We start from the raw sequence: 15,968 nt of genomic DNA, 5'->3' as shown, positions 1-15,968 counted from the left end.
GGTGCTTTGCCTGAGTGCGGCATCAAGAAAATGGGCAGCCCGTGGGCTGCCCATGCGTGTTGCGCCGCGCGGCGGCTTGCCGTGGCTCAAGCGCCGAGGTAGGCCTTGCGGATGTCCGGGTTGCCCAGCAGGTTGGCGCCGCTGTCTTCGAGCACGACCTTGCCGGTCTCCAGCACGTAGCCGCGGTCGGCGATCTGCAGGGCCTTGTTGGCGTTTTGCTCGACGAGAAACACGGTCACGCCCTCGGCGCGGATGGTCTGGATGATCTCGAAGATCTGCGCAATGATCAGCGGCGCCAGGCCGAGCGTGGGCTCGTCCAGCAGCAGCAGGCGCGGCTTGCTCATCAGCGCGCGGCCGATGGCCAGCATTTGCTGCTCGCCGCCGGACATGGTGCCCGCGCGCTGGTGGGCGCGCTCTTTCAGGCGCGGGAACAGCGCGAAGGCGTGCTCGATGCCGGCCTCGATGGCGTCGTTGTCCTGAAAGAAGCCGCCCATCTTGAGGTTTTCCACCACGGTCAGGTCGGGGAACACGCGCCGCCCTTCGGGCGAGATGGCGATGCCGCCCTGCATGATTTTGTGCGTGGGCAGGCGGGTGATGTCCTGGCCTTCGAACAGCACGCGGCCGCTGGTGGCGCGCGGGTTGCCGCAGATGGTCATGAGCATGGTGGTCTTGCCCGCGCCGTTGCTGCCGATCAGGGTGACGATCTCGCCCTGGTTGACGTGGATGCAGACGCCATCGAGCGCCTGGATGGCGCCGTAGTGGGTGTGGATGTCCTCCAGCTGCAGCATGGGTTTGAGCGGTGCGGCGCTGTACGTGGCGTGGGCGGTGACGGTCATGGTTTCTTCGACGATCAGGCTCATCATTCTTCTCCCAGGTAGGCCTTGATGACGCGCGGATCGTTGCGCACGGCGTCAGGGGTGTCGGTGATGATGGGCTTGCCGTGCTCCATGACCAGGATGCGCTCGGAGACGTTCATCACCAGGCTCATGTCGTGCTCGATCAGCAGCACGGCGACGTTGAAGTCCTCGCGCAGCTGGGCGATGAGGTGCTGCAGCTCGACCTTCTCCTGCGGGTTCAGGCCCGCGGCCGGTTCGTCGAGCATCAGCAGCCTCGGCTTGGTGATCATGCAGCGGGCGATTTCCAGGCGGCGCTGGTGGCCGTAGGCCAGATTGCCTGCCTCGCGGTTGGCGTACTGGCGGATGCCCATGAAGTCCAGCCACCAGACGGCGCGCTCGAGCGCGTCCTGCTCGGCCTTGCGGTACGAGGGCAGCTTCAGCAGGCCCTTGAGCATGTTGCTCTCGACCTGGGTGTGCTGCGCCACCAGCAGGTTTTCCAGCGCGGTCAGCTCCTTGAACAGGCGCACGTTCTGGAAGGTGCGCACCAGGCCGTGGCGCGCGACCTTGTGGCTGGGCAGGCCGGCAATGTTCTGCCCGGCCATGTGGATTTGCCCGCTGGTGGGGCGGTAGAAGCCGCCGACGCAGTTGAACACCGTGGTCTTGCCCGCGCCGTTGGGGCCGATGATGGCGAAGATCTCGGTGGGGGCAACGTCGAAGCAGACGCTGTCCACGGCCAGCAGGCCGCCAAAGCGCATGCTCAGCTCGCGCACGCTCAGCAGCGGCGCCTGACCGCCGGCCATGGCGGCCGGGGCGGAATGGGAAAAGGTCTGTGCGGTCGTCATTGCTGGATCTCCACGTGGGGGCGCTTGGTGGGCAGCAGCCCTTGCGGGCGCCACATCATCATCAGCACCATGACCAGGCCGAACAGCAGCATGCGGTACTCGGCAAATTCGCGCGCCACCTCGGGCAGCACGGTCAGTACGATGGCCGCCAGGATCACGCCGATCTGCGAGCCCATGCCGCCGAGCACCACCACCGCCAGGATCAGCGCCGATTCGATGAAGGTGAAGGACTCGGGGTTGACCAGGCCCTGGCGCGCGGCGAAGAAGGCGCCGCCGAAGCCGGCGAACATGGCCCCCAGCGTGAAGGCCGAGAGCTTGATGTTGGTCGGGTTCAGGCCCAGCGAGCGGCAGGCGATCTCGTCCTCGCGCAGCGCCTCCCAGGCGCGGCCGATGGGCATGCGGATCAGCCGGTTGGAGACGTACAGCGTGATCAGCGCCAGCATCAGCGCCATCAGGTACAGGTAGATCACCATGTGCTGGTTGGAGAACGTCCAGCCCATCATCTGGTGGAAGGTCTGCGCGCCTTCCTCGCTGGCGCGGCGCGTCATCTCGTAGCCGAACACGGTGGGCTTGGGGATGCCGGAGATGCCGTCCGGGCCGCCGGTGTACTCGGTCAGGTTGATCAGCAGCAGGCGGATGATCTCGCCAAAGCCCAGCGTGACGATGGCCAGGTAGTCGCCGCGCAGGCGCAGCACCGGAAAGCCCAGCAGGTAGCCAAACAGCGCTGCTGCCGCGCCCGACAGCGGCAGGGCCTGCCAGAACGACCAGCCGGCCCAGTGAAAGAGCAGGGCATAGGTGTAGGCGCCCACGGCGTAAAAGCCCACGAAGCCCAGATCGAGCAGGCCGGCAAAGCCCACGACGATGTTCAGGCCCAGGCCGAGCATGACGTAGATCAGCACCAGCGTGGCGATGTCCACCTGGCTGCGCGTGCCGAAGAACGGCCAGGCAATGGCCAGCGCGATCAGCAGCAGGCCCAAGACCTTCTGCCCGTTGCGCGGCATGGCCGGCAGTCTGGGCAGACGCGCGTAGCTGAAGATCTGCGCCAGCGAGGGCTTGAGCAGTTGCAGCACGAACACGATGGCGCAGCCCGCAGCCACCAGGCCCCACTGCGTATTCAAGTGCGTTTGGGAGCCCTGGCGCACCAGTTGCAGCCCGAAGATCGGGGTAATGATGATCGCCGTCATGGCGGCGGCGATGAAGGCATTTTTCAAAACGTCGCGCATCAACATCAGACCTTCTCCACTTCAGGTTTGCCCAGCAGGCCGGTGGGGCGGAACAGCAAAATCAGCACCAGCAGGCTGAAGGCCACGATGTCCTTGTACTGCGAGGAGATGTAGGCCGCGGCAAAGGTCTCGGCCAGGCCCAGGATCACGCCGCCGAGCATGGCGCCGGGGATGGAGCCGATGCCCCCCAGCACCGCGGCGGTAAAGGCCTTGATGCCGGCGATGAAGCCGATGAAGGGGTTGAGCTTGCCGATGGTGATGGCGATGAGCACGCCGCCCACGGCGGCCAGCACCGCGCCCAGCACGAAGGTGAAGGAGATCACGCGGTTGGTGTCGATGCCCAGCAGGCTGGCCATCTTCATGTCCTGCGAGCAGGCGCGCGAGGCGCGGCCCATGCGCGAGTTCTTGATGAACAGCGTCAGCGCTACCATCAGCGCCACGGTGATGCCGATGATGAGCATGCGCGAATAGGGCAGGGTGACGGTGAAGCCGCCCATGTCCAGCGTGGCCGCGCCGGAGATCAGCGTGGGCACGGCCTGATCGCGCGCGCCCTGGCCCAGCGCAACCCAGTTCTGCAGGAAGATCGACATGCCGATGGCCGAGATCAGCGCCACCAGGCGCGGCCCGCCGCGCACTGGCCGGTAGGCGATGCGCTCGACGGCAAAGCCGTAGGCGGCGGTCACCACCATGGCCACCAGCAGCATGGCGGCAATGATGAGCGGCAGCGGCAGGCCGCTTTGCGTGCCAAAAGCGGTGAGCGTGACCAGCCCGACGTAGGCGCCGATCATGTAGATCTCGCCGTGCGCGAAGTTGATCATGCCGATGATGCCGTAGACCATCGTGTAGCCGATGGCGATGAGGGCGTAGATGGCCCCCAGTGACAGACCGTTGAAGATCTGTTGGACGATTTGTGCAAGTTCAGACATGTAGAAATGGCTCCTGACGAAGCCGGCGCCCAGCGTGTGGCTGGCGCCGGCTTCGGAATCCCTTTGTGGGAGGATGGCGCGCGCTGCGGCGGGTGGCGCCTGGCAGGCGCGCTGCGGGCAGAACTAAGAAGGCGTCGTCTGTCTGTTTACAGCTGCTTTTTGCCGCCGGCCTTGTCCCATTGGTAGACGGCAAACTCGAAGTTCTTCAGGTCGCCCTTGGCATCGAACTCGACCCGGCCGATCGAGGTGTCGAAGCTGCCGGCGTGCAGGTAGTCGGCCACTTTCTCCGGGTTGTCGCCCACGGCCTTGATGGCGGTGGCCAGCAGCTCCACGGCGGCATAGGCTGGCATCTGGAAGGCGCCGTCCGGGTCGCGCTTGGCATCGCGGAAGGCCTTGACGATGTCGGCGTTTTCCGGGCGCTTGGTGAAGTCCGCCGGCAGCGTCACCAGCAGGCCCTCGATGGCCGGGCCGGCAATGGCCACCAGATCCTGGTTGGCCGTGCCCTCCGGGCCCATGAACTGCACCTGCAGGCCTTGCTCGCGCGCCTGGCGCAGCAGCAGGCCCAGCTCCGGGTGATAGCCGCCGAAATAGACCAGATCCGGCGCCATGGTCTTGAGCTTGGTGATGATGGCCGAGTAGTCGCTGTCGCCCACGTTGATGCTCTCGAACAGGCTGATGTTGACGCCATGCTTTTGCAGCGCATCACGCACCTGCGTGGCCACGCCCGCGCCGTAGGACTGCTTGTCGTGCAGCACCACCACGCTCTTGGGCTTGAGCTTCTCGGCGATGTACTGCGCGGCAAACGGGCCTTGCTGGTCGTCGCGGCCAATGGTGCGGAAGAAGAAATGCGGCTTGATGGTGTCGGTCACGGCCGGGTTGGTGGCGCCGGGCGTGATGGTGACGATCTGCTCTTCCTCATAGATCGGCACGGCCGGGATGGTGGTGCCCGAGCAGGCGTGCGCCACCGCGTAGCGCGCCCCGGAGTTCACCACCTGGTTGGCCGCCGGCACGGCCTGCTTGGGCTCGCAGCCGTCGTCGATCAGGATGGGCTCGAGCTTGCGGCCCACCACGCCGCCGGCGGCGTTGATGGTTTCGATGGCCGTCAGGGCCCCGGCCTGAATCTGATCGCCGTACTGCGTGTTGGGCCCGGTCATGGGCTGGGGAATGCCGATCTTGATCGTGTCCGCGGCCAGGGCCGCGCCGCCCAGGCAAAGTGCGGCCGCCGCAGCCAGCACGGGGGTGCGCCAGGAAAGCATCATGCTGAGAAGCTCCTTGTGAGTGTCGAAGTGTTGTGTCGTGCAGGCGGCTGCACAGCTCAGTGGCCGGGGCCGCCAAAGGCAGGCAGCAGGCCGCCATCAAAATGCCACGCTGGGGGGCAGCGCGGCTGGGGGGCGTATTGTGCTGTGCGTCATGGGGCTTGTCATGGGCAGGATTACCCTAAGAGCTTGGTCAAAGGCTCTGTGAGGAGGCGGTGCAATGGAAGCGAATTTGGGCGGTCTGTCACGCCCGCAAAGCCTCGCCGGGCACCCGGCCCGGCTGCGTTTTGCGCCTTGCAGCCATCCCAAACCACTTGTTGCCCGCTGCACCCAGGCCTTGACCAAGCTCTGAGCTTGGTCAAAGGCTCTGTGAGGAGGCGGTGCAATGGAAGCGAATTTTGGCGGTCTGTCACGCCCGCAAAGCCTCGCCGGGCACCCGGCCCGGCTGCGTTTTGCGCCTTGCAGCCATCCTAAACCACTTGTTGCCCGCCGCACACAGGCCTGGACCAAGCTCTGAGCTTGGTCAAAGGCTCTGTGAGGAGGCGGTGCAATGGAAGCGAATTTGGGCGGTCTGTCACGCCCGCAAAGCCTCGCCGGGCACCCGGCCCGGCTGCGTTTTGCGCCTTGCAGCCATCCCAAACCACTTGTTGCCCGCTGCACCCAGGCCTTGACCAAGCTCTGAGCTTGGTCAAAGGCTCTGTGAGGAGGCGGTGCAATGGAAGCGAATTTTGGCGGTCTGTCACGCCCGCAAAGCCTCGCCGGGCACCCGGCCCGGCTGCGTTTTGCGCCTTGCAGTCCATCCCAAACCACTTGTTGCCCGCCGCACACAGGCCTGGACCAAGCTCTGAGCTTGGTCGAACGCTTTACATGGACGGCGGGTAATCAAGTGGATTTGGGCGGTCTGCCGCGCCTGCAAAGCCTCGCCGGGCCACCCGGTGCGGCTGCGTTTTTCGCCTTGCAGCCCATCGACGCCGCTTCACTGCCTCTTGCCAGCCAGCCGGGCGCGGGGGCTGTGCACAGGTTCTTAAAATAGCGCGCTTTTGTTTTGCCTTGAGCGCCAGCCTTGGCGCGCTGGCCTGCCTGCCCCAGCCTTCTGCCGTGACCTACGCCAAAGAAACCCGCCGCCGCCGCACCTTTGCCATCATCTCCCACCCGGACGCGGGTAAAACCACGCTGACCGAAAAGCTGCTGCTGTTCTCCGGCGCGATTCAGATCGCCGGGGCCGTGAAGGGCCGCAAAGCCAGCCGCCACGCCACGTCCGACTGGATGGAGATCGAAAAGCAGCGCGGCATCTCGGTGGCATCGAGCGTGATGCAGATGAGCTACCGCGACCACGTCATCAACCTGCTGGACACGCCCGGCCACAAGGACTTCTCCGAGGACACCTACCGCGTGCTCACCGCCGTGGATTCGGCGCTGATGGTGATCGACGCGGCCAACGGCGTGGAGGCGCAAACGCGCCGCCTGATCGAAGTCTGCCGCCAGCGCGACACGCCCATCATCACCTTCGTCAACAAGATGGACCGCGAGGTGCGCGACCCGCTGGACATTCTCGACGAAGTGGAGCGCGAGCTGGGCATGCCCTGCTGCCCCATCACCTGGCCCGTGGGCCAGGGCAAGAGCTTTGGCGGCATCATCAACCTGCGCACGCAAAGCATGACGGTGTTCCAGGCCGGCACCGAAAAGCGCCCGCAGGATTTTGAAGTCATCCCCTTGGCTGAGGCCGACAAACTGCGTGCGCGCTTTGGCAAAACCTTTGACGATGCGCTGGAGAGCATGGAGCTGGCCCAGGGCGCATCGGCCGAGTGGGACCATGAGGCGTTTCTGGCCGGCAAGCTCACGCCCGTGTTCTTCGGCTCGGGCGTGAACAACTTTGGCGTGATGGAGGTGCTGGACGCCGTGGTGGACATGTCGCCCCCGCCCGGCCCGCGCATCAGCCGCCTGATCGCCAAGAGTGGCGAGGCCACGGAAACCACCATCCGCCCCGAGGACAAGGCCTTTTCCGGCGTGGTCTTCAAGGTGCAGGCCAACATGGACGCCAACCACCGCGACCGCATCGCCTTCGTGCGCGTGGCTAGCGGCCAGTACAAGCCCGGCATGAAGATGAAAGTGCAGCGCACCGGCAAGGAGCTGCGCCCCACCAGCGTCGTCACCTTCATGAGCCAGCGCCGCGAGGCCGTGGAAGAAGCCTTTGCGGGCGACATCATCGGCTTCACCACCCACGGCGGCGTGCAGCTGGGCGACACCATCACCGACGGCGCGAATCTGCAATTCACCGGCCTGCCGTTTTTTGCGCCGGAAATGTTCGCCACCGTGGTGCTGAAAAACCCGCTGCGCACCAAGCAGTTGCAGCAGGGCTTGTTGCAATTGGGCGAGGAGGGGGCGATCCAGGTCTTCAAACCCGATGCGGGCGGCAATATGCTGCTGGGCGCGGTGGGGCAGTTGCAATTCGAAGTGGTGCAGCACCGCCTGAAGACCGAATACGACGCCGAAGTGCGGCTGGAGCCCAGCCAGTACACCAGCGCGCGCTGGATCACGGCCGAAACCCCGGAGGCGCTGCGCCAGTTCGAAAACGCCTACCCGCTGCGCATGGCGCACGACGCCGCCGGCGCGCTGGCCTATATGTGCACCAGCCCCTACGACGTGCGCCTGGCGCAGGAGCGCTTCCCGAAAATCACCTTCCACCCGCTGCGCGAGCACGCCGGGCTGGAGCTGCAGGCCGGCTGAGCATCGCCGCCTGCGGGTTTCCTGCGCGCCCTGCGCTGCGGCGCATCAGGGGGCCAACAGCTCCTTGAGGGCATAGAGCTGCTCCAGCGCCTGGCGTGGCGTCAGGGCGTCCACGTCCAGCGTCTGCAGCTGGGCCAGGGCCTGGGTGGCGGCGGCGTCCTGTGCGCTGCCGGCGCTGCCTGCCTCGGCAGCTTCGAGCGCCGCGGGCGGCGGGCTGAACAAATCGGCCTGGGCCTGTTGCGGCTGTTGCTGGGCCTGCAGGCGCTCGAGCGTGGCGCGCGCCTGGTGCAGCAGCGCGGCGGGCATGCCCGCCAGCTTGGCCACGTGGATGCCGTAGCTGCGGCTGGCCGGGCCGGGCTGCAGCTCGTGCAGGAACACGATGCGGCTGCCGCTTTCGGCGGCGGCCACGTGCATGTTCACCGCGTGCGGCAGTTGTGCGGGCAGCTCGGTGAGCTCGAAGTAATGCGTGGCAAACAGCGTGAAGGCGCGCGTCTTGTCGTGCAGGTGGCTGGCGATGCTGCCGGCCAGCGCCAGGCCGTCGTAGGTGGAGGTGCCGCGCCCGATCTCGTCCATCAGCACCAGCGAATGCGCCGTGGCGCTGTGCAGGATTTGCGCGGCCTCGGTCATCTCCAGCATGAAGGTCGATTGCGCGTTGGCCAGGTCGTCGGCCGCGCCGATGCGGGTGTGGATGGCGTCGATGGGGCCGAGGCGGCAGCTTTGCGCCGGCACGTAGCTGCCCATGCTGGCCAGCAGCACGATCAGCGCCACCTGACGCATGTAGGTCGATTTGCCGCCCATGTTCGGGCCGGTGATGATTTGCATGCGCGTGCGCCCGCCCATGCGCGTGTCGTTGGCGATGAAGGCCGCCTGCGTGGTTTCGGCCAGGCGCATCTCGACCACCGGGTGGCGGCCTTGCTCGATGTCGATGCACGGCTCGATGGCAAATTGCGGCGCGCACCAGTTCAGCGTGACCGAGCGCTCGGCCAGCGCGCTGAGCGCATCGAGCTGCGCCAGCGCCGCCGCCACGCGCTGCAGCGCCGGCACGTGCGGCTGCAGTTGCGCCAGCAGTTGTTGGTAGAGCCATTTCTCGCGCGCCAGCGCGCGCTCCTGCGCCGAGAGGGCCTTGTCCTCGAAGGCCTTGAGCTCGGGCGTGATGAAGCGCTCGGCGTTCTTCAGCGTCTGGCGGCGCTTGTATTCGGTGGGCACCTTCTCCAGCTGGGCCTGCGTGACCTCGATGTAAAAGCCGTGCACCTTGTTGTATTGCACGCGCAGGTTGGCGATGCCGGTGCGCTCGCGCTCGCGCGCCTCCAGCGCCAGCAAAAAGCCGTCGGCGTTGTTCTGGATGTCGCGCAGTTCATCGAGCGTGGCATCGAAGCCGCGGGCGATGACGTTGCCATCGCGCACCAGCGCGGCGGGCTCTTCCAGCAGGGCCTGCTGCAGCAGGGCGATGACCTCGCCCGGGGGCGTCAGGGCCTGCAGCACATCCTGCAGCGCCGCATGGCCGCTGGCCTCGGCCAGCGCCTGGGCCTGGCGCAGCGTGTGCTTGAGGGCCACCAGCTCGCGCGGGCGCGCCTGCTCCAGCGCGATGCGCGCGCCGATGCGCTCGACGTCGGCCACGCCCTGCAGCTGCTGGCGGTAGTGCTGCCACAGCGCCTGGGCGCCGTCGCCCTGCCATTGGCGCAGCGCGCCGATGTGCGCCAGGCGCTGCACGGCCGCATCGCGCGCGCGCGGCGGGTTCAGCAGCCAGGCCTTGAGCTGGCGGCTGCCCAGGCTGGTGACGCAGCTGTCCAGCAGCGACAGCAGCGTGGGGCCGGCCTCGCCGCGCAGGGTGTGCACCAGCTCCAGGTTGCGGCGCGTGGTGGCCGGCAGGTGGATCACGGCGTCGTCGCGCTCCACGCTGATGCGCTGCAGGTGCGGCACCTCGCGCCCCTGGGTGTGGGCGGCGTAGTGCAGCAGCGCGGCGCTGGCCGCGTGCGCCAGCGGCAGGGCCTCGGCGCTCCAGGCCTGCAGGCTGGCCGCCTGCAGCAGCTCCTTGAGCTTGTTGGCGCCCAGCGTGGCGTCGAACTGCCAGGCCGGCACGGTTTGCAGCGCGCAGCCGCCAGCGCCGCCGCCGGCCTGCTGGCGCTGGCGCAAGGCCTCCTCCAGCGCGCTGCTTGCGCCGGCGCTGAGCAGCACCTCGGCCGCGCCGATGCGCTCCAGCCAGGCGTCGAGTGCCGCCGCCGGGCACTGCGCCAGGTGCACGATGCCCTGGGTCAGGCTCATCCAGGCCAGGCCGTACTGGGCGCCGCCGGCCTGGCTGCGCGCGCGCGCGCCGCTGGCCTCGCTGATGGCCAGCAGCACGGCCTCGTGCTTGTCGGGCAGCAAGGCGCTGTCGGTCAGCGTGCCGGGCGTGACCACGCGCACCACCTTGCGCTCGACCGGCCCTTTGCTGGCGGCCGGGTCGCCGACCTGCTCGCAAATGGCCACCGATTCGCCCAGCTTGATCAGCCGCGCCAGATAGGTTTCGACCGAGTGGAACGGCACGCCGGCCATGGGGATGGGCTGCCCGGCGGACTGGCCGCGCTGCGTGAGCGTGATGTTCAGCAAACGCGCGGCCTTGTGCGCGTCTTCATAGAACATCTCGTAAAAATCGCCCATGCGGTAGAACAGCAGCGTGTGCGGATGCTGGGCCTTGAGCGAGAGGTATTGCGCCATCATCGGCGTGTGGCCGGCCAGCTCGGGCTTGGCGTCGGCAGGGCAGGGGGCGGCGGTGTTGTTCATGGCAGCAGGCGCGGACAGGCTGTCGAGGGATCGGGCGCTGGATTGTAGAAGCAGCGCCCATGCCACGGGCTGCGGCTTTGCTGCGGCCCGGCATGGGCAGGCATCCCAAGGGTTTTCCCATATATGCGCTGGCTTCAATGGCGTCTGATTGGCTGTATGCTTAAACGCTTTGACGATTTGTTCAACAATCTTGTTTGGGCAATGGCGACCATCGTTTCACAGGCGCGTTTTTGGCCATGAGTGACATCATTCTTGCAACGCAGAATCTGACCAAGGAGTTCAAGGGCTTCACCGCCGTGGACCAGGTCAACCTCCAGGTCCAGCGCGGTCATATCCATGCGCTGATCGGGCCCAATGGGGCCGGCAAGACCACCTGCTTCAACCTGCTGACGAAGTTTCTCGTGCCCACGCGCGGCACCATCACTTTCAACGGCATTGACATCACGGGCGAGAAGCCGGCGCAGATTGCGCGACGCGGCGTGATCCGCTCGTTTCAGATCTCGGCCGTGTTCCCGCATCTGACCTTGTTGGAGAACGTGCGCATTGCGCTGCAGCGCCAGTTGGGCACGCAATACCACTTCTGGAAGAGCGAGCGCACGCTCGATCAGCTCAACGACCGCGCGCTGCAATTGCTGGGCGAGGTGGGGCTGCGCGAGCTGGCCGATGAGATCACCGTCAACCTGCCGTATGGCCGCAAGCGCGCGCTGGAGATCGCCACCACGCTCGCCATGGAGCCCGAGCTGATGCTGCTGGACGAGCCCACGCAGGGCATGGGCCACGAAGACGTGGATCGCGTCACGGCGCTGATCAAGGAGGTCTCCAAGGGCCGCACCATCTTGATGGTCGAGCACAACATGAAGGTGGTCTCGACGATTGCCGACCGCATTTCGGTGCTGCAGCGCGGCGCGCTGCTGGCCGAGGGCAACTACGAGCAGGTCTCGCAGGATCCGCGCGTGATGGAGGCCTACATGGGCACGAGCGAAGGCCAACTGCAAGGAGCGCACTGACATGACGAGCACCAGCGCAAGCCAGGCGCCGCTGGCCCTGGAAATCAACAATCTGCACGGCTGGTACGGCGAATCGCACGTGCTGCACGGCGTGAACCTGCAGGTGCGCCGCGGCGAGGTCGTTACCCTGCTGGGCCGCAACGGCGCGGGCCGCACCTCGATCCTGCGGGCCATCACCGGCCTGATCGGCAAGCGCAGCGGCTCCATCAAGGTCAACGGGGTGGAGACCGTGGGCATGGCCACGCACCGCATCGCGCACCTGGGCATTGGCTACTGCCCTGAGGAGCGGGGCATCTTCTCCAGCCTGACGGCTGAGGAAAACCTGCTGCTGCCGCCCGTGCTGGGCGTGGGCTTCGTGCGCGCGCTGGGCGGCAGCGTGGGCAAGGGCCAGGAGGCGGGCATGAGCGTGCAAGAGATCTACGCCATGTTCCCCAACCTCCAGGAGCGCCGCCACAGCCAAGGCACGCGCCTCTCGGGCGGCGAGCAGCAGATGCTGGCCGTGGGGCGCATCCTGCGCACGGGCGCCAATCTGCTGCTGCTCGATGAAATCTCCGAAGGCCTGGCGCCGGTGATCGTGCAGGCGCTGGCGCGCATGATCAGCACCTTGCGCGCCAAGGGCTATACCGTGGTGATGGTGGAGCAGAACTTCCGCTTTGCCGCGCCGCTGGCCGACCGCTTCTACGTCATCGAGCATGGCGAGGTCATCGAGCACTTCGAGGCCGCGCAGCTGCAGGAGAAGATGGATTTGCTCAACGAGCTGCTGGGCGTGTGAGCGCGCGCATTGGCGCGCCGCCGCTGTGGCTGTTGACGGAACACCTGGGCTTTTTCGCTGTTTTTTCAACCGTGCAAGAACCGTTGCAAAGGAGGGCGTCACCATGAAAACCGCAATGAGCGCATTGACCGCAATGGGCAGCCTGTTGGTGGCTGCTGGCGCGATGGGCGCAGCCCAGGCGCAGGACAAGCTCGTCATCGGCTTCGTCACCGACATGTCCAGCCTGTATGCCGATCTGGACGGCAAGAACGGCGCGCTGGCCGCGCAGATGGCCATCGACGATTTTGGCGGCAAAGTGCTGGGCAAGCCCATCGAGCTGGCCGCGGCCGATCACCAGAACAAGGCCGACATCGCTGCGGCCAAGGTGCGCGAGTGGATCGACACGCAACAGGCGTCGATGATTCTGGGCGGCTCCAACTCCAGCGCGGCGCTGGCCGTCAACGCCATCACCAAGGAAAAGAAGGTGCTGTACATGGTCAATGGCGCGGGCTCCACCGTGCTGACCAACGAGCAATGCGCGCCCTACACCATCCATTACGCCTACGACACCATGGCGCTGGCGCGCGGCGCAGGCTCGGGCATCGTGCAGGACGGCGGCAAGAGCTGGTTTTTCCTGACGGCCGATTACGCCTTCGGCCACGCGCTGGAAAAAGACACGGCCGCCACCGTCAAGGCCGCCGGCGGCGAGGTCAAGGGCAGCGTGCGCCATCCGCTCAACGCCTCGGATTTCTCCTCCTTCCTGCTGCAGGCGCAAAGCTCGGGCGCAAAGATTCTGGGCATGGCCAATGCCAGCAGCGACACCATCAACACCATCAAGGCAGCCAACGAATTTGGCATCACCAAGAGCATGAGGCTGGCTGGCTTGCTGCTGTTCATTACCGATATCCACAGCGCCGGGCTGCAGACCACGCAGGGCCTGCAATTCACCACCAGCTGGTACTGGGATCAGGACGACGCCTCGCGCGCCTGGGCGCAGAGGTTTTATGAAAAAACCCAGCGCATGCCCACCTCCATCCACGCGGCCAACTACTCGGCCGTGATGAACTACCTCAAAGCCGTTGAGGAAGCAGGCACGCTGGAGACCGAAAAAGTCAACGCCGTGCTGCGCGGCAAGGAGCTGAGCGACTTCTACGCCAAGGGCAGGATCCGCCCCGATGGCCGCTATGAGCACGACATGTACCTGGTGGAGGTCAAGAAGCCGCAGGAGTCTCAACGCCCCTGGGACTATCTGAAGGTCGTCAAGACCCTGCCGGGCAACGAAGTCTTCTTCAAGAAAGAAGAAAGCCAGTGCGCGCTGTGGAAGTGATGGCGCGCGCCCACCCCACCCCCAGTTTTTTCCACTTTGTCATGCGATGAACAGGAGATCCATCATGATGAAAACCCCATTGACTGCCATTGCCGCCTCTGCCGTGGCGCTGCTGGGCGCCGGCCTGGTGACTGCAGCCCACGCGCAGGACAAGGTTGTGATCGGCTTTGCCACCGACATGTCCAGCCTGTACTCGGACGTGGACGGCAAGAACGGCGCGCTGGCAGCGCAGATGGCCATCGACGATTTCGGCGGCAAGGTGCTGGGCAAGCCCATCGAGCTGGTCACGGCCGACCACCAGAACAAGGCCGACATCGCTGCGGCCAAGGTGCGCGAGTGGATCGACACGCAAAAGGCGTCGATGATTCTGGGCGGCACCAACTCCAGCGCAGGCTTGGCCGTTAACGCCATCACCAAGGAAAAGAACGTGCTGTATTTGGTCAATGGCGCAGGCTCGACGGCCTTCACCAATGAGCAGTGCGCGCCCTACACCATCCACTACGCCTACGACACCATGGCCCTGGCGCGTGGCACGGGCTCGGCCGTGGTGGCAGAAGGCGGCAAGAGCTGGTTCTTTCTGACGGCCGATTACGCCTTCGGCCACGCGCTGGAAAAAGACACGGCCGCCACCGTCAAGGCCGCTGGCGGCGAGGTCAAGGGCAATGTGCGCCATCCGCTCAATGCTTCGGATTTCTCTTCCTTCCTGCTGCAGGCGCAGACCTCTGGCGCCAAAGTGCTGGGCATGGCCAATGCCGGTGGCGACACCATCAACACCATCAAGGCTGCCAACGAGTTTGGCATCACGGGCTCGATGAAGCTCGCTGGCTTGCTGCTGTTCCTGACCGACATCCACAGCATGGGGCTGGAGTCCACCAAGGGCCTGCAGTTCACCACCAGCTGGTACTGGGATCAGGACGAGGCCTCGCGCGCCTGGGCGCAGAAGTTCTATGAAAAGGCCAAGCGCATGCCCACTTCCATCCACGCGGCCAACTACTCGGCTGTGATGAACTACCTCAAGGCCGTTGAGGAAGCAGGCACGCTGGAGACTGAAAAAGTCAACGCCGTGCTGCGCGGCAAGGAGCTGAGCGACTTCTATGCCAAGGGCACGATCCGCCCCGATGGCCGCTACGCGCACGACATGTACCTGGTCGAGGTGAAGAAGCCGGCCGAGTCCAAGCGCGAGTGGGATTACCTGAAGGTGGTCAAGACCCTGCCCGCCAGCGAGGTGTTCTTCAAGAAAGAAGAAACCAAGTGCGCGCTCTGGAAGTGACGCCGTAGCGCGGGGCGCCGGCTTGCCCGGCGCCCTGGCTCTTGTGGCGCGCTTGCGCGCGCCTTAGCCTGCTGATTGCCTCCGCGCAGCAGGCCCCAGCGATTGTCTCGCGCCTGATCAACCCAGTGCATCTTTGCCATGGATACCATTTTCGGAGTACCGCTGCCCGCCCTGTTGAGCCAGCTTTTGCTGGGGCTGGTCAATGGTTCGTTCTACGCCATTCTCAGCCTTGGCCTGGCTGTGATCTTTGGCCTGCTCAACGTCATCAACTTTGCCCATGGTGCGCTGTTCATGATGGGCGCTGTCGTGGCCTGGATGGCCGCCAACTACCTGGGCATCAACTACTGGGTGATGCTGGTGGGCGCGCCCGTGGTGGTGGGGCTGTTTGGCATCGTGCTCGAACGCTTCTTTCTGCGCTGGATCTACAAGCTCGACCACATCTATGGCCTGTTGCTGACACTGGGGCTGACGCTGTTGATCGAGGGCGCGTTCCGTTCGGCCTATGGCGTCTCCGGCCTGAGCTACGGCACGCCTGATTTGCTCAAGGGCGGCGTGAACCTGGGCTTCATGTTCATGCCCAAGTACCGCGCTTGGGTGGTCGTGGCCTCGCTGGCGGTGTGCCTGTTCACCTGGTTCATGATTGAGAAGACGCGCCTGGGCTCGTACCTGCGCGCCGGCACCGAGAACCCCCGCCTGGTGGAGGCCTTCGGCATCAACGTGCCGCTGATGATCACACTGACCTACGGCTTCGGCGTGGCACTGGCGGCCTTTGCCGGCGTACTGGCTGCGCCGATCTACCAGGTCTCGCCATTGATGGGGCAGAACCTCATCATCACCGTCTTCGCCGTGGTGGTGATCGGTGGCATGGGCTCCATCATGGGCTCCATCGTCACCGGCCTGCTGCTGGGCGTGGTCGAGGGCCTGACCCGTGTGTTCTATCCAGAAGCCTCGTCCACGGTGGTGTTCGTCATCATGGCCATCGTGCTGCTGGTGCGCCCTGCCGGTTTGTTTGGCAAGGAACAATGACAAGGCGGGAATCAAGA

At 65.7% G+C, this 15,968-nt stretch carries 12 protein-coding genes; 6 read left to right on the top strand and 6 right to left on the bottom strand.

Annotation, left to right across the window (positions count from 1 at the left end; genetic code table 11):
- Nucleotides 1-86 precede the first annotated feature (86 nt).
- The 5 genes from CK625_RS07190 to CK625_RS07170 form a co-directional block, all read right to left on the bottom strand.
- Nucleotides 87-788, bottom strand: coding sequence for an ABC transporter ATP-binding protein (locus CK625_RS07190; RefSeq protein WP_095539712.1), 702 nt, complete (start codon nucleotides 786-788; stop codon nucleotides 87-89).
- Between the two features lie 71 nt (nucleotides 789-859).
- Nucleotides 860-1,636 (bottom strand): high-affinity branched-chain amino acid ABC transporter ATP-binding protein LivG, encoded by a 777-nt coding sequence (gene livG, locus CK625_RS07185; RefSeq protein WP_095539598.1) that lies wholly within the window; start codon nucleotides 1,634-1,636, stop codon nucleotides 860-862.
- 38 nt (nucleotides 1,637-1,674) lie between these two features.
- Nucleotides 1,675-2,901 (bottom strand): high-affinity branched-chain amino acid ABC transporter permease LivM, encoded by a 1,227-nt coding sequence (locus tag CK625_RS07180; RefSeq protein WP_172425111.1) that lies wholly within the window; start codon nucleotides 2,899-2,901, stop codon nucleotides 1,675-1,677.
- A 5-nt stretch (nucleotides 2,902-2,906) separates the two neighbouring features.
- The gene (livH, locus tag CK625_RS07175; RefSeq protein WP_095539596.1) at nucleotides 2,907-3,827 is read right to left on the bottom strand and encodes a high-affinity branched-chain amino acid ABC transporter permease LivH; all 921 of its coding nucleotides are present in this window, start codon (nucleotides 3,825-3,827) and stop codon (nucleotides 2,907-2,909) included.
- Nucleotides 3,828-3,973: 146 nt separating this feature from the next.
- Nucleotides 3,974-5,086 (bottom strand): high-affinity branched-chain amino acid ABC transporter substrate-binding protein, encoded by a 1,113-nt coding sequence (locus tag CK625_RS07170; protein ID WP_095539595.1) that lies wholly within the window; start codon nucleotides 5,084-5,086, stop codon nucleotides 3,974-3,976.
- 1,095 nt (nucleotides 5,087-6,181) lie between these two features.
- Here CK625_RS07170 and CK625_RS07165 point away from each other — a divergent pair.
- Nucleotides 6,182-7,810, top strand: a complete 1,629-nt coding sequence (locus tag CK625_RS07165; RefSeq protein WP_095539711.1) for a peptide chain release factor 3 — start codon at nucleotides 6,182-6,184, stop codon at nucleotides 7,808-7,810.
- Between the two features lie 45 nt (nucleotides 7,811-7,855).
- Here CK625_RS07165 and mutS read toward each other — a convergent pair whose 3' ends face one another.
- A complete protein-coding gene (gene mutS / locus CK625_RS07160; RefSeq protein ID WP_238945553.1) occupies nucleotides 7,856-10,570 on the bottom strand; it encodes a DNA mismatch repair protein MutS in 2,715 nt (904 codons plus the stop codon).
- A 236-nt stretch (nucleotides 10,571-10,806) separates the two neighbouring features.
- Here mutS and CK625_RS07155 point away from each other — a divergent pair, with 236 nt between their 5' ends.
- The 5 genes from CK625_RS07155 to CK625_RS07135 all read left to right on the top strand — a co-directional run bounded on the left by CK625_RS07155 (nucleotide 10,807) and on the right by CK625_RS07135 (nucleotide 15,951).
- Nucleotides 10,807-11,577, top strand: a complete 771-nt coding sequence (locus tag CK625_RS07155) for an ABC transporter ATP-binding protein (RefSeq protein ID WP_095539709.1) — start codon at nucleotides 10,807-10,809, stop codon at nucleotides 11,575-11,577.
- 1 nt (nucleotide 11,578) lies between these two features.
- The gene (locus CK625_RS07150; RefSeq protein WP_095539594.1) at nucleotides 11,579-12,349 is read left to right on the top strand and encodes an ABC transporter ATP-binding protein; all 771 of its coding nucleotides are present in this window, start codon (nucleotides 11,579-11,581) and stop codon (nucleotides 12,347-12,349) included.
- A gap of 115 nt (nucleotides 12,350-12,464) precedes the next feature.
- Nucleotides 12,465-13,655, top strand: a complete 1,191-nt coding sequence (locus tag CK625_RS07145; protein WP_238945552.1) for an ABC transporter substrate-binding protein — start codon at nucleotides 12,465-12,467, stop codon at nucleotides 13,653-13,655.
- A 67-nt stretch (nucleotides 13,656-13,722) separates the two neighbouring features.
- Nucleotides 13,723-14,925 (top strand): ABC transporter substrate-binding protein, encoded by a 1,203-nt coding sequence (locus tag CK625_RS07140; protein ID WP_095539708.1) that lies wholly within the window; start codon nucleotides 13,723-13,725, stop codon nucleotides 14,923-14,925.
- A gap of 138 nt (nucleotides 14,926-15,063) precedes the next feature.
- Nucleotides 15,064-15,951 (top strand): branched-chain amino acid ABC transporter permease, encoded by an 888-nt coding sequence (locus tag CK625_RS07135; protein WP_095539592.1) that lies wholly within the window; start codon nucleotides 15,064-15,066, stop codon nucleotides 15,949-15,951.
- The last annotated feature ends 17 nt before the right edge of the window (nucleotides 15,952-15,968 follow it).

This window comes from Vandammella animalimorsus, from assembly GCF_002285265.1.
Taxonomy (GTDB): Bacteria; Pseudomonadota; Gammaproteobacteria; order Burkholderiales; family Burkholderiaceae_C; genus Lampropedia.
This window is presented reverse-complemented; position numbering and strand designations above follow the sequence as displayed.

What these genes read in the sequence shown, in the direction of transcription:
- CK625_RS07190 (WP_095539712.1), bottom strand. Translation starts at nt 788, where the DNA reads ATGCTGCAGCTGGAGGACATCCACACCCACTACGGCGCCATCCAGGCG.
- livG (WP_095539598.1), bottom strand. Translation starts at nt 1,636, where the DNA reads ATGGCCGGCGGTCAGGCGCCGCTGCTGAGCGTGCGCGAGCTGAGCATG.
- CK625_RS07180 (WP_172425111.1), bottom strand. Translation starts at nt 2,901, where the DNA reads ATGCGCGACGTTTTGAAAAATGCCTTCATCGCCGCCGCCATGACGGCG.
- livH (WP_095539596.1), bottom strand. Translation starts at nt 3,827, where the DNA reads ATGTCTGAACTTGCACAAATCGTCCAACAGATCTTCAACGGTCTGTCA.
- CK625_RS07170 (WP_095539595.1), bottom strand. Translation starts at nt 5,086, where the DNA reads ATGATGCTTTCCTGGCGCACCCCCGTGCTGGCTGCGGCGGCCGCACTT.
- mutS (WP_238945553.1), bottom strand. Translation starts at nt 10,570, where the DNA reads ATGAACAACACCGCCGCCCCCTGCCCTGCCGACGCCAAGCCCGAGCTG.
- CK625_RS07155 (WP_095539709.1), top strand. Translation starts at nt 10,807, where the DNA reads ATGAGTGACATCATTCTTGCAACGCAGAATCTGACCAAGGAGTTCAAG.
- CK625_RS07150 (WP_095539594.1), top strand. Translation starts at nt 11,579, where the DNA reads ATGACGAGCACCAGCGCAAGCCAGGCGCCGCTGGCCCTGGAAATCAAC.
- CK625_RS07145 (WP_238945552.1), top strand. Translation starts at nt 12,465, where the DNA reads ATGAGCGCATTGACCGCAATGGGCAGCCTGTTGGTGGCTGCTGGCGCG.
- CK625_RS07140 (WP_095539708.1), top strand. Translation starts at nt 13,723, where the DNA reads ATGAAAACCCCATTGACTGCCATTGCCGCCTCTGCCGTGGCGCTGCTG.
- CK625_RS07135 (WP_095539592.1), top strand. Translation starts at nt 15,064, where the DNA reads ATGGATACCATTTTCGGAGTACCGCTGCCCGCCCTGTTGAGCCAGCTT.